The organism is Pseudomonas sp. CCI3.1 (genome assembly GCF_034313985.1).
GTDB lineage: Bacteria > Pseudomonadota > Gammaproteobacteria > Pseudomonadales > Pseudomonadaceae > Aquipseudomonas > Aquipseudomonas psychrophila.
In genome coordinates this window covers 5,284,240-5,297,870 of the sequence record NZ_JAVIWO010000001.1, presented here as the reverse complement: position 1 = coordinate 5,297,870, position 13,631 = coordinate 5,284,240, and the positions used below count along the sequence as shown (strand labels likewise).

General features: G+C 56.7%; 13 protein-coding genes. 5 read left to right on the top strand and 8 right to left on the bottom strand.

Annotation, left to right across the window (positions count from 1 at the left end):
* Positions 1-38: 38 nt before the first annotated feature.
* From RGV06_RS24400 to RGV06_RS24390, 3 genes are all read right to left on the bottom strand, one after another.
* Positions 39-1,421, bottom strand: a complete 1,383-nt coding sequence (locus tag RGV06_RS24400; protein ID WP_019828967.1) for a DUF1329 domain-containing protein — start codon at positions 1,419-1,421, stop codon at positions 39-41.
* A 93-nt stretch (positions 1,422-1,514) separates the two neighbouring features.
* Positions 1,515-3,926 carry an efflux RND transporter permease subunit gene (locus RGV06_RS24395; protein WP_322151641.1) on the bottom strand — a complete coding sequence of 804 codons (2,412 nt, stop codon included), beginning with the start codon at positions 3,924-3,926 and terminating at the stop codon, positions 1,515-1,517.
* Positions 3,927-4,211: 285 nt separating this feature from the next.
* Positions 4,212-4,682, bottom strand: coding sequence for a hypothetical protein (locus RGV06_RS24390; RefSeq protein ID WP_037032830.1), 471 nt, complete (start codon positions 4,680-4,682; stop codon positions 4,212-4,214).
* 443 nt (positions 4,683-5,125) lie between these two features.
* Between RGV06_RS24390 and RGV06_RS24385 the strand changes: the two genes are divergently transcribed.
* Positions 5,126-5,356 carry a hypothetical protein gene (locus RGV06_RS24385; RefSeq protein ID WP_046809536.1) on the top strand — a complete coding sequence of 77 codons (231 nt, stop codon included), beginning with the start codon at positions 5,126-5,128 and terminating at the stop codon, positions 5,354-5,356.
* Between the two features lie 37 nt (positions 5,357-5,393).
* On the opposite strand, the gene RGV06_RS24380 is transcribed toward RGV06_RS24385, so the two are convergent.
* From RGV06_RS24380 to RGV06_RS24360, 5 genes are all read right to left on the bottom strand, one after another.
* Positions 5,394-5,612, bottom strand: a complete 219-nt coding sequence (locus RGV06_RS24380) for a hypothetical protein (RefSeq protein ID WP_019828962.1) — start codon at positions 5,610-5,612, stop codon at positions 5,394-5,396.
* Positions 5,613-5,743: 131 nt separating this feature from the next.
* A complete protein-coding gene (locus tag RGV06_RS24375) occupies positions 5,744-7,078 on the bottom strand; it encodes a T6SS phospholipase effector Tle1-like catalytic domain-containing protein (RefSeq protein WP_322151640.1) in 1,335 nt (444 codons plus the stop codon).
* Positions 7,079-7,270: 192 nt separating this feature from the next.
* Positions 7,271-7,675, bottom strand: a complete 405-nt coding sequence (locus RGV06_RS24370) for a TraR/DksA family transcriptional regulator (RefSeq protein ID WP_016780464.1) — start codon at positions 7,673-7,675, stop codon at positions 7,271-7,273.
* A gap of 330 nt (positions 7,676-8,005) precedes the next feature.
* Complete coding sequence (locus tag RGV06_RS24365; protein WP_019828960.1) at positions 8,006-8,536, bottom strand: hypothetical protein; 531 nt, start codon at positions 8,534-8,536, stop codon at positions 8,006-8,008.
* Positions 8,511-9,722, bottom strand: a complete 1,212-nt coding sequence (locus tag RGV06_RS24360) for an MFS transporter (protein ID WP_322151639.1) — start codon at positions 9,720-9,722, stop codon at positions 8,511-8,513. Before RGV06_RS24360 ends, RGV06_RS24365 begins: the two co-directional genes overlap by 26 nt.
* Positions 9,723-9,849: 127 nt before the next feature.
* Between RGV06_RS24360 and RGV06_RS24355 the strand changes: the two genes are divergently transcribed.
* The 4 genes from RGV06_RS24355 (at position 9,850) to RGV06_RS24340 (ending at position 13,438) form a co-directional block, all read left to right on the top strand.
* Positions 9,850-10,692 carry a helix-turn-helix transcriptional regulator gene (locus RGV06_RS24355; protein WP_322151638.1) on the top strand — a complete coding sequence of 281 codons (843 nt, stop codon included), beginning with the start codon at positions 9,850-9,852 and terminating at the stop codon, positions 10,690-10,692.
* A 402-nt stretch (positions 10,693-11,094) separates the two neighbouring features.
* The gene (locus RGV06_RS24350) at positions 11,095-11,346 is read left to right on the top strand and encodes a hypothetical protein (protein WP_019828957.1); all 252 of its coding nucleotides are present in this window, start codon (positions 11,095-11,097) and stop codon (positions 11,344-11,346) included.
* 183 nt (positions 11,347-11,529) lie between these two features.
* Positions 11,530-12,246 carry an HPP family protein gene (locus RGV06_RS24345; protein WP_019828956.1) on the top strand — a complete coding sequence of 239 codons (717 nt, stop codon included), beginning with the start codon at positions 11,530-11,532 and terminating at the stop codon, positions 12,244-12,246.
* Positions 12,247-12,361: 115 nt separating this feature from the next.
* Positions 12,362-13,438: a GGDEF domain-containing protein gene (locus RGV06_RS24340; RefSeq protein ID WP_046809542.1), complete on the top strand. Its 1,077-nt coding sequence runs from the start codon at positions 12,362-12,364 to the stop codon at positions 13,436-13,438.
* The last annotated feature ends 193 nt before the right edge of the window (positions 13,439-13,631 follow it).

Below are 13,631 nucleotides of genomic sequence, written 5' to 3'. Positions count from 1 at the left end.
TGTGGCAGACAGCTGGATGGAGTCAGGGCGTTACAGGTTTACTTGCCGGCCCGACGTGCCGCTTCAGGGCCGAAATCGCCCGGAGCAAAACCGCCTTTGTTCAGCACATAGCCGTTGCGTTGTTCGTTGATCAGGTTGAAGGCCAGGTAGCTACCCGCGTTCAGGTCGTGATACAGGCCAACGCCCGCCTGCCAGGTCTGGGTTTCCGGGGCGTAGAAATAGTTGACCATCGAGGTGCGCCACAGCTCGCCACGGTTGTCGTAGTTGTCGCCCATGATCGGGAACCAGCTGTCCTCGTCGATATACATCGTGCGCTTGCCATACAGGTGGCGGTTGCCTGGTTTGAGTACGCCTTCGAGGACCCAGACGCGGTGCAGCTCATACCGCATGTTGTCGGGGTTGATATGACCCGGGGTCAACAGGTCGGCGTACTTGAGGTTGCTGTCGTGCAAACGTGCCGTGTTGTAAGGGATATACAGCTCTTTTTTGCCAACGATGTTCCAGTTGTAACGTTGGGCAGAGCCGTTGAAGATGCGAACTTCGTCAACCGTGATAGAGCCACCGGAACCCGGGAACGCCATGTCAAAACCGTAACCCGGGGACTGACGAACGCGACGCGTGCCGGGGTCGTAGCGCCAGCTCTGGCGCGGTTCGGTCTTGTCGTTCCAGTACTCGGTCCCGGTGTTGATTTCACCTTTGTCTCGCTGGGGCAGCAAGGTCTCGTTAAGGTAGAACGACGAGTTGCCGGTGGTATCTCCAATTTTGCCGGGCTCCAGGCCCGGTGCCATGTTGCGCGAATGCACGCGGCCCCAGTTGATGTTGCCGTCCTTGAGCACATAGGCGTTGTCCGAGGTGTATTCCTCGGTCCATGCCCGCACGGTAAACAGCGAAGCATTTTTCAGCAGTTCAATGCCGTTTTGCGGGATGGGGAACGCGACACCACCGGTGCGGGCGACCACGCCTTCGCCGTCATCGACCAGCTTGGCGACCGATGCGTTTTCAAGGGTGGCTTTGCACACCGTGTCAGAAAAACGAAAGTCGCGGTGCGAGGGGTAAATTGGCATGCGAAAGCTCTGCGGATAAAGCTTGAACAGCGCTTTCTGCCCTTGCGACAGATGCGCATCGTACTGACTCATGTTTTGCGCAGTTATCACAAAGAGCGGCTTTTCGCTGGGATACGGATCGACAGGATGCTTGCCCGTGCCCTCGAATTTCATCCCGGGCGCCGCGCCCAGCCATTGGCCACCAAACGCCGGGATGGTGCCTTCGGCATTGCCCTCCCGCTGTGCGCCGACGCAGGTCAGATCCTTGCCCAGCCGGGCGATCTGATCGGCCGGAGCCTGGGCCAACGTCAGCCCGCTATAACCGTGTAAAACCAGTGCGACTGACAGCCAGCCGCCCATCTGTGTGATACGTCGCATGAGGGGTATTCTCCTTCTTATTGTATGAATGCAAACCTCGTAGCCGCTGCCGAAGGCTGCGTTGGAGCACGAAGCGGTCTTGATAGGGGCCACTCAATCTGTCTGAACAGTTGCATCAAGGGATTTACGACCGCTCCGCGGCCGTATGCAGTCTTCGGCCGCTGTTACAGGGGATCTGTCAGCCACCAGCGGTTTGCTCAGGTTGAACCACGCGGCCAGCGCCGGAAGCAGGAAGATGGCGCCCAACACGTTGACCATAAACATGAAGGCCAGCAGCAGGCCCATATCGGCCTGAAACTTGAGGGGTGCAAATACCCAGGTACAGACCCCCAGCGACATGGTGAGTGCGGTAAAAACCGCCGCTGTGCCACGCTGGCACATGGCGCGATAGAAGGCTTCGCGCAAGTCCTGGCCTTCGGCCATTTCATGTTCGATGCGCTCGTACAAATAGATCCCGTAATCCACCCCTACCCCCACGCCCAGTGCCATCACCGGCAGCGTGGCAACCTTAAGGCCAATGCCCAGCATCGCCATCAGTGCATTGCACAGCACTGCAACGATCGCCAGCGGCACCAGGATGCACAACACCGCACGCACCGAGCGAAAGGTCAGCAGGCAAAACAACGCCACCGAGAAGAACAACGCCGCGAGCATGACCACCTCGGCATGCTTGACCGCTTCGTTGGACGCGGCCATGACCCCGATATTGCCCCCCGCCAGTTTGAACGCCACACCCGGCACCTCAATCCCGGCGATGATGCGCTTGGCCTCCTCCAGCACATGGGCCACGGTGGCGCCTTCGTGGTCGGTCAAAAACACCAGGATCTGCATCTGTTGGCAGCCATCAGTCACCAGCCCCGAGTCCGGCGAATAGGCATAGGCGCCCTGCTGCAAGCCCTGGGCCGATCCCGGAATCGCCGCCCAGCGCGGATTGCCTTCGTTGTTGCCGGCAATCACCTGCTTGCTCATGCCCGCCACGCTTTGCACCGATTGCACACCCGGCACTTCTCGCATCTTGAAGTCGAAGGTTTCCACTGCCCGCATGACTGCCGGGTCCAGACAGGCTTCACTGCGGTCGCGAATGCTCAGGAACACCGACAACACATCAAGTCCGATGGAGTAATTGCTGATGATCTTCTGGTTATCCTGGTTGTAGCGCGAGTCAGCTCGCAGCTCCGGCGCACCGGAGCCAATATCACCGATCGCAAGGTCTCGGGCCTTGATCGCCCCCACCGCCAAGAGCACCAGACTCAGGGCGAACACCCAAAGGGCCGGGCCAGGCGTGGCCAATGCGGACAGACGCCACCACAGCGGATGGCGCTGGCCCGACAACGTGGCCTGTGCCGTCATCAAGCGCGGCTCAAGTCGCAGGTGAGCGATGATCAGCGGCAGCATGATTTTGTTGGTGATGATCATCAGCATCACGCCGATGCAAGCTGTAACACCCAGCTCATGAACGATGGGAATATCGATCAGCATGATCACCCCGAAACCCAGTGCGTTCATCAGCAACGCCAGGGCGCCGGGGATAAATATCTTGCTGAACGCCGCCTTGGCCGCAGTGACCGAATCACTGCCGGCCAGCACTTCCTGCTTCCAGGCGTTGGTCATTTGCACGGCATGGGACACGCCGATGGAGAAAATCAGAAAGGGCACCAGAATCGACATCGGATCGATCCCCAGGCCCAGTAATGGCAACAGGCCGAGCAGCCAGATCACTGGCAGCAAGGCGACAAACAGTGCCACAAGAGTCAGGCGCAACGAGCGCGAATAGACCCACAAGAGCGCACCGGTAATCAGAAATGCGATGGCGAAAAAACCCATCACCGTATTCAAACCTTCGACCACATCGCCGACCAGCTTGGCAAAGCCGACGATGTTGATTTCGATATCGGCGCTGCTGTATTTCGCGCGGATGTCTTCCAGGCGCTGGGCGATCTGCACATAGCTCACAGGCTGCCCGGTTTTGGGGTCAACGTCCTGCAAGTCGGCACGCACCATGGCTGATTTCAAGTCGTTGGCCAGCAGGCGGCCGACCTGCCCTGAACGAGCGGCATTACTGCGCACCTGCTGCAAGTCTTCGGGGGTGGCGGCGTATTGCGGTGGCACCACCAGATCACCGACATAGCCGTCCTCAGTGATTTCGATGTAGCGCACATTGGGTGTAAACAGCGAGGTCACACTGGGTCGACTGACTCCGGAGATGAAAAAAACATCATCGGTGACCTGTTGCAGGGTCTGGAGGAACTCAGGGTTGTAGAGGTCGCCCTGGCCTTTCCAGTGGACGCTGACCAGCAGGCGATTGGCGCCGGTGAATATTCGGCTGAAGTCCAGAAAGTTGAGCATGTAGGCATGACGCACCGGAATTTGTTTGTTAAATCCGGGGTCGAGCCGTACCTGGGTGGCGCTGTAGCCCAGCGCCAGGGTGACGAGCAGAAAAAAACCGAGCAATACTTTGCGCCGGGCCATTAACAGATCGGCGCAGTTGTTTACAAAGCGCTGCATGCCCATGCTCGCGGTCCCTCGCACACTCGTTTAGGTGATCGCGATAATCAAACGGCCCTGCCCCTTGAACATCGTCCATAAGGGTTAGGCTGTTTGAGGGACGGGGGGGGGAATGCCCCCTGTGGCAACTGCCGTCGGAACGAGGCTGCGTTGGGCTGCGCAGCAGCCCCAAAACAGGCACTGCGGTGTGCCAGTTAAACCCGGTTCACAGGGTTTACGACGGCTTCGCCGCCGGACGTAGCCTCGTTCCCACGGCAACTGCTACAGGGATACAGAGGCCAACTGTCACTCTTTGCTGGCCTTGAACGTCAACTCACCCTTGGGCCACTTGGCGGCCTTGGCGGTGACAGCCTTCAGGGTTTTGCTCAGGCCTTCCTTGAGCTGCTCCTGGGCGGCGAAGATCAGCATCACGGTCTGACCTTCCTTGAATACGATGCCTTCGCCCAACGGTGAGCTGACATAGGCGTAGTCGCCGATGCCATAGACCGTCATCTTGATGTCGCGAAATTTTATTTCGAACTTGCCACCTTCACGGCTGGGCAAGACTGCAGCGCGAAAGTGATCGCCAACCTTGAGTCCCAGACCTGGCTTGTCATCTACCACCAACGCTGCTTGCGTATCGATTTCAGCGATGTAAATACCTTCTGCGTTTTGCTCGGTGATGTACACAAAGCGGGACTGGAACAGTTTGACCAACCGCGCCCGCAAATCACCAAGAACAAACAACGCATGCATCTCCAGATTGCTGACTGCCAACGAAAAACCCTCGAAAACTTGAAGTGGAGCTGCCAGAACAAATGACAGGCAGCAGAAAAAAAGGCCTCGGCCCACTTAATTTAAAAACCGAATACAACAAAAAACTCCAGACTGCTGGAGTCGGGAGTGGCATGTCACAAAGACCGACGATTACCGCAGGGTGATGGGCATCAACCCGGGCCTGCATCAGCGAAAACAGGCTAAAAAATACAACCGGAACGCCATTCTAACGGCTCATGCCCGAGATTGGGTATACACATCCGCTTCTCAATCGGGCAAATCCTGATTTTTACTTCGTTTGATAGCCCTTCAACAGCGCTTTCGTCGCCCGGACACGTTAACTGCGCCGCTGGGTGTCAACAACTGCCATACTTGCGCAAAAATCGACCTGGCCCATGCCGCCGGGTTGTCTGGGCTTCATTACCTCGAAGGGAAAGTGACACGTGACGGAATTTGATATTGGCGAATTTTTTATCCGCGGCGAGTCCAAAGAAGTCGACGGTGAGTTTCAGGCAGTGATTGTGATGCGGGCCAAGCCACCACTGAAAACGGTGACTTACCATCAGGTCGAGAAAGACCGTTGGTTCAAGACTGCCGAACAGGCAGAAGTTGCAGCCAAGAGCTCGGCACTGGAATTAAAACAGGCAGTGGACGCAGGCGCCCTCAACGCTTAGACCCCAGTCAACCGGTCTTGAATCATCCAGGCCCGAATCAGGCGCGCTGAGCCCGTACATGCATTGCGCATTGGGTGGCGCTCAACTGCGCCATCCAGGCTGTACGACACTCCTCCGCTTCCAGGCGGCTGGAGAAAGCCGTACCGCGCTGCTCACCATTGACCAGCACAACCCAGCAAGCCTTCTGACCCGCGGCCCGCAAGCCTTTGGGTACACCGCTGCCAATCATCACGGCGACATCAACCCGGTTAGACATGATGGTTACTCTACCTATTTAGTTAGTCACCTAACGATATGGGCCATCTTAAAGAGTAACGCGCGCTGGAAAAAGCCGTGCCCTGTACAGCTCCATTGCATCAGCTGTAACAATATCCCTGTAAAGCACGCCTAGGCCGGTGCGCTCTGAGCGAACACCGAGCGTCCGCCCTCTTGCGGAATGTTGAAAAAAGCCTTTTCCAGCACCCCGAGCCCTTCGCCCACATCAGCATCCCAGTTGGCCGAATGATGCACGTAACGCTGGCGCAGCAAGCGCTCCTGGGGGCCAGTCAGGGTGATCGTATGTGTCCTCAATTGCTCCTTGAGCTGCGCGGCAATGGGTAATAGCTCATCCGGCACAACCTCCAGTGCATCGGTCAGGGCGCCAAAGGGTACACCGTGCTCACCGGCCACGGCGTGCATGATATGCAAGTACACCCGCGAGAGATGACCGCGCATTCGACGCTGCATGAAAACGGCTGCCTGCACCCGTTTCATCGGATCCTCACGGGTACCGGCCTTACGCTCGTCGGTGTGGATCTGCAAAAAATCGTCTGGCGAGTGCGGGTCAATCAAGCCCTTTTGTTGCCAGCCCGGGAGTTGCGCCTGCGTCAATGTCCAGGCCCGGGTCAGCCTGACAGGCGTCGACGGGGCGACCAGATTGCTCTGCCAACGCGTCAACTGCACGTACTCCAGCATATCCACCGGATACCCGCCGCCCAGATCGGCATGAGCACCCGGCAGAAAAATATCCAGGGGCCATTGGGGTGCAATTCGGGTCAGGGGAAAGTTGCGCCGGTTTTCATCACGCGCACACAGCTGCACCACTTGTTGCGCACAGTCGGGCCCCAGGTACAGATTGAGCCCAGGGTTGATCTCGTCGCCAACATCTCCCCAGTCCTCAAGCCCGCCCATGGCCGCGACGGTATCGAACAAGCCGATAAACTCAATCGAACATTTGAAGTCGGGCGCCAGCGCCATCTGCTTTTCAAAAGGGAGAGTGCGCACTTGATTGGCAAAGTGCCGGGCCGCTGCCGCCCCTCGACTGAATCCAAACAAGTCCAGTTGCACATGACTCAAGGCGCCAGGTGGCAAAAGCCGTGTGTACTGCTCCAGGCATTGGTACAGCAGTGCCTGAGCCTCCTCGGCCTTGCCCAGCACGCCAGTGCGACCACGACCATAACTCAGGCCCGGAAATGCAGAGTCCGGGGCGCCTGTGGTGGTGCCGATACCGCTGACGTAAATCGAAGTGTGCGCGCGTCCATCGTTAAAGCCTGCTTGCACAGGGTAGCGTTGGTGCAGCCGGGCGATATTAGTCGCAACGCCGGCATAACTGCTGCCCGGATCGACCTTCAGACCCTGGGCCTGACGCTCTTGCCCCAGAAGGCTGTTGAACTGGTTGTTGGCCGTACCGTCGAAAAAGATACCGACACGCAATACGTATCCCGTATTGCCTGAGTGACTCATGACCTGCCCTCGATTAATTCAGCTTTGCGCAAAAAACGCCGTGCCAAATATAAAGGGACTTCATCAGGACACTTAGCTAAACGTTAATTTAAATTTTAGCGGGGGGGATTGCGGGAGGATGGTTGCAATACAAACGATTGCAGAGCCCAAGCTACCGAAACCGCATGGCGCGGTTCCGGCAAGGACAGGCGCTTAGGCCTGACGCTGATGCTTGTCGATTTGCTCGTGACGCTCTTGAGCTTCGATGCAGTACTTGGTGGTAGGGCTGATCAGCAGGCGCTTGAGGCCGATTGCATCGCCACTGTCATCACACCAGCCGAAGCTGTCGTCCTTGATACGTTCCAGTGCCTGCTCAAGCTGAGGCAGCATGCGCTGGTCACGGTCGATTGCGTTCACCAGCCAGGTGCGCTCTTCTTCAACCGAAGCGGCGTCTGCAGGGTCGGCTGGAGTGTCCAGGCTCTCGATAGCGATGCGGTTCTGCTCGATACGCTCGTGGGTTTCGACCTTCATGTTTTGCAACAGCTCGCTGAAAAAAGCATGTTGCTCGGCATTCATGTAGTCATCCGCCGGCATGGCCAGCAACTTATCCTTTGTCATTGATTTCTCTATAAAAAATACGTGCATTAAGGCTAATTAGGGAGCGTTCTGACCGATCTACATCCCAACCCGTTAGGTGCCATCTATTTCAAGCGCCACCCGGCACTCAATTTACGAGGGGCGGCAGTCTAAGGCCGACTTATCGACTCAGCAACTGAAAACGCACCTATTTGTCCAGCAAAACCTGGAAAGTGACGAAAAAAGTGTTTAACAGGGGCTAATGGAGTGCGTTTATAGCAAGAAATTCAATCTCCGGGCTGAAAATGCACACACCACGTGCCAAGACGTGGTGTGTGCGTAGAGCGGTCCTGCTGCTGAAATGTGCAGGGCTCAGGTTTGAAGGTACTCAATGACCGGGGCAATGTTGCTGATCTGCGGTGCGCCCTCAATCACCTCGTTGGGCAGGCACCACGGATATTCGAGGCTTTGAAGCCAGTTCATGACCGGCTCCAGGTCCTCAGGCAGACACACCTGCATGTGTTCAATCGTAATGCACAGATGCTGCGCAAGTCCCGATTGCGGCTCGAAACGCCAGTGATAATCGCCGCAGCCGATGCGCAGTTCGCCCGTTTCTTTGACGGACATGCCTACCAGCCATTTGCAGGCATGGGTGATTGCATCTGCCTTGGGTGGCTCCCCCAGGCAGAACGTATAGACGTTTTCATAACTCTGGCCAAAGCTGCGCACCAGCACCTGCGCGATCCCTGCTCGACCGCTGACGTGCGGAGGAAAAGAGATGGCGCCTGTGTGCACAACCATTTCAAGGGTTGCATCCGCAGTGAAGGATTGGCGCAGAAGATCAGGCCGGTTTGCATCCTTTGCAAAAATGTACGTTTCAATCGATCGAGCGGTGTTTGGCATTTTGGATGCTTCCTGCAAATGGGGTTTTATGTCCGCGCACGTTAATGAACTGTAAAACGGTGCCTAGAAACGCCACTGCACCGGCACAGATCGCCAGCGCCCAACCGGGCATGTTCAACATCAATAGAAAACCTCCTGCACCGGCACCTGCTGCGCTTCCCAGGTAGAGGGCAGACTCATTCAAAGCCACGGCTAAATTACCATCGCCATGTCGTTCCCGCGCCGAGATCAATTCGTTGTTCTGGGGAACCTGCAAGGCCCATCCCACGCCACCCCAGATCGCGATGGGAATCATGGCCAACCAGGGCGACACTGCGGCGGCCACCGGCAGTGCCAATAGCGAAACGGTCAACACCAGCATGATGATCAGTATCAACACAGGCCCCTCAATGCGCTCAACCAGCGGCGCAATCATGAAGCTTCCCGCAACGCCACCCAGCCCCCAGACCCACAGGTAAGGTGTCACGCTGTCGACGCTTGCATAGCCAGGGTCAGTTATGAACGGGACGATGAAGGTATACATCCCAAGGCTGGACACTGCGGCTAACAGTGAAACCATCAGGACGCTCACTACCTTCGGGTTTTCCAGCAACAGGCGTTTGTTCCGAAGGGGCATTTGCGGTGCGGCAGGCAGCTCGGGCAGTTTGATCAGTAATCCCAGCCATGAGCCAGCCCCTAGCAAGGCAATGAACCACAGTGCGGCCTGCCACCCTGACTGTTCAGCCAGCAGCAGGCTTAAAGGAACCCCCAAAACAGTCCCGCTGGCCATTCCAGCCATGATGATGGCAATCCCTCGACCGCGTCTGTGAGGTTCAGAGACCGCCGCACAAGCGCTAATTCCGGCGGCCAGATAAACACCGGCCCCAAGCCCGGCAAATGCACGACACACCAGCAGCGCCGCAAAGTCATCAACGATCGTGCTGGCCACATTAGCCAACACAAAAATCCCCAGGGCGGATAACAGCCCGAACCTCTGCCGCTGCGCAGGCAAGAGTGCAACGCATACAGGCGACCCGATGCCATACGCCAAAGCAAACACTGTCACCAATTGCGCTGCTGCGCCTACCGATACGCTAAAGGCCCGCTCAATCATGGGCACCAGGCCAGCCGTGACAAAGGACGCCATACCCAGCGCAAAAGCGCCGAGGGCAATCCAGTAGACCGATGCGGGGGTTTTCCTTTGCATAAGAATCTTCCTTAATGAATGTGGGGCGGCACCTGCTCTGCGCGCGCCCTCATTCGGCGAATTCTTTAGCATGCTAATAATTGTTACAATATCTACCACTTATACTATTACTAGGAGCAACTGGGTAATGACTCGGACACTGGCGCGTACCCGGGACGAACTGGCGGCATTTTTGCGTAGTCGTCGGGAGCGAATTTCACCCGAACAGGCAGGGTTACCCGCGAGCGGACGAAGAAGAACCCCGGGGCTGCGGCGCGAGGAAGTCGCCGCGTTGGCCGGCGTCGGTCTGACCTGGTACACGTGGCTTGAGCAAGGCCGCGAGATCGGAGTTTCGCCAGGGTTCCTCGACAGTCTTTGCCGTGTCTTGAGACTTGATGCCACAGAGCGCAGGCACCTTTACCTGCTCACCTATCAACGAGCACCGGCTGAACAGGCGCAAACATGGTGCGTGGTACCAAAAGTCATCCATCGCTTAATGGCAGACATGCCTCTGCGCCCTGCCTATGTACTCAATCTGCGCTGGGATGTGCTGGCCTGGAACTCGGCCGCCGACAAAATATTCAACTTTGCGGACAAACCTGCAGAACAGCGCAACCTGCTGTGGATGCTCTTTACCGATGAAATAATGCGTTCGCTACTGTGCGCCTGGGAGCAACAAGCGATACACATGCTCTCCAGTTTTCGCAGGGACTTTGCTCACGCGTCGACACAAAGCGACGTTACTGAACTGGTGCGCAGCCTCGAAAAAGTCAGTGCCGAATTCAAGCACTGGTGGAACAGGCAAGATATCCAGGGGCCCTGCCAAGGCATCAGGCACCTTGATATCCCCTCATTTGGAAACATCTCGTTTGAGCACACCACCTTGACGGTTGACGCCGACAGGCACTTGCATCTGAGCTACTACGCACCCTGCCTGGAAGACCCGGCCCAGAGCGCATTTGAAGGATGGCTTCTAGGTAAAGCCGATTAGAACCCTCGTATTGCCTGAGCTCAAAATTGCCTGAAGGCCCGGCTTGAATCGGTCATTACACCACGCGCAAAAAGTATTTCTACTTTCAACACTGATGTAAGTTTCAGTAAGAAACCACATCGGCAAAAGTGCGCCTGCATCCCTATATTTGCGTGAATTTACGCCCCCAAATACCTCACCACCTACATTGAACAATCCTACGATTTTCTCCGTAAATCTTATCTCTCGCTGCGCATTGACTGACACCACCTCGCTGTTTTGACCCTTTACAATCACTGCCGCAAATCCTAGATCGCGCTCCGAGTAAATGAGCGATATGTCACTGCTTGTATCCTGATACCGGGCATTGGTGACAAGCCCTCTATGCATCCATCCATGCCCTCAACTACGGAGCACAACGCGATGAATAAATCCTTGGCTGCCAATGCTATCCCCTCCTCCCAGCAGAACCTGTGTATCCAGGCGCAAGGATGCGCTGACGACGCTTGCCTGTTCACACTCTGCAAACTGCTGAAGCTGAGAGATGCTCTGATTGTTTTGAAGGGCCCGCTGGCCAAGAGCCCCAACGCACGCACCTTTATCGAGCAGCGGCTCTTGAACAACGAGGTATATGAACGGGTACTGGGCAAGCTCACCCCTGATAATCGGGGATAACAGCGCATAACATCAATTTTAATGCACTTAATTAGCATTATTATGCATTTGCGGACTGCTTCATTTCGGGGCAGACTGCACCCGTTCCTCCCCCAAATGAAGGGACATTTTCAAGGGCTTGCCGGAAAACCCGTCAGGCCCTTTTTTTACCTGCCAGCTCCTCAAAACCGGACTTTCCTGACCATGCAAAACCGCTGGATCAGCCGCCTATTGCCTGCGGCTACGAACACCCGTCCCGCCGAGTGGAGCCGCGCAGCCATTGGCGTGTCCCTTGGTACACTGTTCAGCGTCTGGGTGTGCAGCCTGTTCTTCGGTCTGCCCGTGGCCATGCATTTAATTGGCCCGCTGGGGGCTTCTGCCATTTTGCTGTTTGCCGTGTCGTCAGGAGCGCTGGCACAACCTTGGTCGATTGTCGGCGGATATTTGTGCGCAACGGTGGTGTCACTGGCAGTGGTGTACTTTTTCGGGCGTGACCTGGACACCGCCTGCCTCGCCGTCGGCATAGCCCTGCTGTGCATGTGCCTGCTGCGCTGCCTGCACCCCCCTGCCGGAGCGCTGGCGTTACTGGTGGTACTGGCCGATCCGGACAGCGCCAGCCTGGGCTGGGGCGTACTTGCCCCGGTGATGCTCAGCGCGATCAGCATGCTGCTTGCGGCGCTGGCCTACAACAATCTGACCCGGGTGCGTTACCCCAAAAAATCGACCGAGGCCAACCCCCTGGTGATAGCGGATCAGGTCTCTGGTGATCCGGGTATTACCGCTCAGGACTTGCAAAATGCACTGCAGCAAATGGACGCATTTATAGACGTGACCCCTGAGGATCTAGAAGAACTGATTCGGGCAAGCGAACAACATGCGCGCCGTCGCAGCATCGGCGAAGTCTTCGCCCACGATGGCTGATACCCCGTTTCGATAAGCCGCAAACTCCTGCTAGGGTTATCTGGGTAGCCCGGGTAGGCGTTACTGAACACGTGATCACCCGGATTCATTCATCTGACAGTGATCAAGGGGCGCAATGCTCAAAACCATTGAATCAGAGATCTCAAAACAAGCCGCCCCGCCTGCCTTGCAAGCCGAATTTGCCCAATATGATTTTGATAACCTGCGCAATTTTTGCCGGCTGACCTACACCGCGAGCATTGCCATCTGGCTGCTGTTCAACCTTATTGTCAGCATCAAGGGCGGCCAGGGTTTGACCGTCCTGTCCTTGCTGTTTATCAGCACCATGGTGGTGCTGACCATCATGCTCGGCTTTATTCACAAGTACCGGCACTTCGACGTACTCAACCTGGTTTTCGTCCTGGTCATTACCCTGGGCTTGCGCCTGATCATCTTTGGCTTGCCCGCGGATACACAACCCATCTGGCTGGCACTTGCCAGCTCCAGCATCCTCTACAGCGCATCGATTCTACCCCTTAGCCGTTGGGCCTTCCTGAGTGTCGCGGTCATTGACTGCATCGTGCTCAACCCTTTCCTGATGACCCAGGCGTCGATCATGGATCTGCGTGGCCTCCTGATCCTGTGCTATTTCGCCTTTCTGTGCAGCCTGACGACTTACAGTTTCTTCAAATTGCGTCGGGTCAAACTGCACAACTACACCATGTCCAAACTGTTGGTGGCCCAGGCCTATATCGATGCCCTGACCGAGATTCCCAACCGGCGTTCCTTCATGCTCCAGGCAAGTCATGAGTTGCAGGCACAGCCCCGTGAGCGTGATCACTATCTGGCGATGATCGATATCGATAATTTCAAGAAGGTAAACGACCAGTACGGCCATGATATTGGCGATGAGGTGCTCAAGCGTACTGCCGACATCATCAAGGAGGTGATGGCTGACCATGAGTACGCGCGACTGGGCGGAGAGGAGTTTGCCGTGTACCTGTCAGGTGTACGTCGCAGCGACGCCGAGACGCTGATGGACACCTTGTGCCTGCACGTGCGTGAGGACCCGCACGCACATCCGGTGACCGTGAGCATCGGCCTGGCCCGGGTGGGAGATAACGACACCCTGAACCAGGCCCTTGCCAATGCCGACAAGGCGTTGTACGCATCCAAGAACAGCGGTAAGGACCGGTTCAGTTTTTATCAGTAGAACCTGTGGGAGCGAGCCTGCTCGCGATTCTGACGCCGCAGTGCATCCGTAAAATCGCGATGATGCCTTCGCGAGCGGGCTCGCTCCCACAAGGGCGGCTGGGTAAGCACAGCAGGCTCCCAAAAGGGCTCACATAACCTTGCTCCCTCCTCGATTCACTGTGGGAGCGAGCCTGCTCGCGATTCTGGCGCCG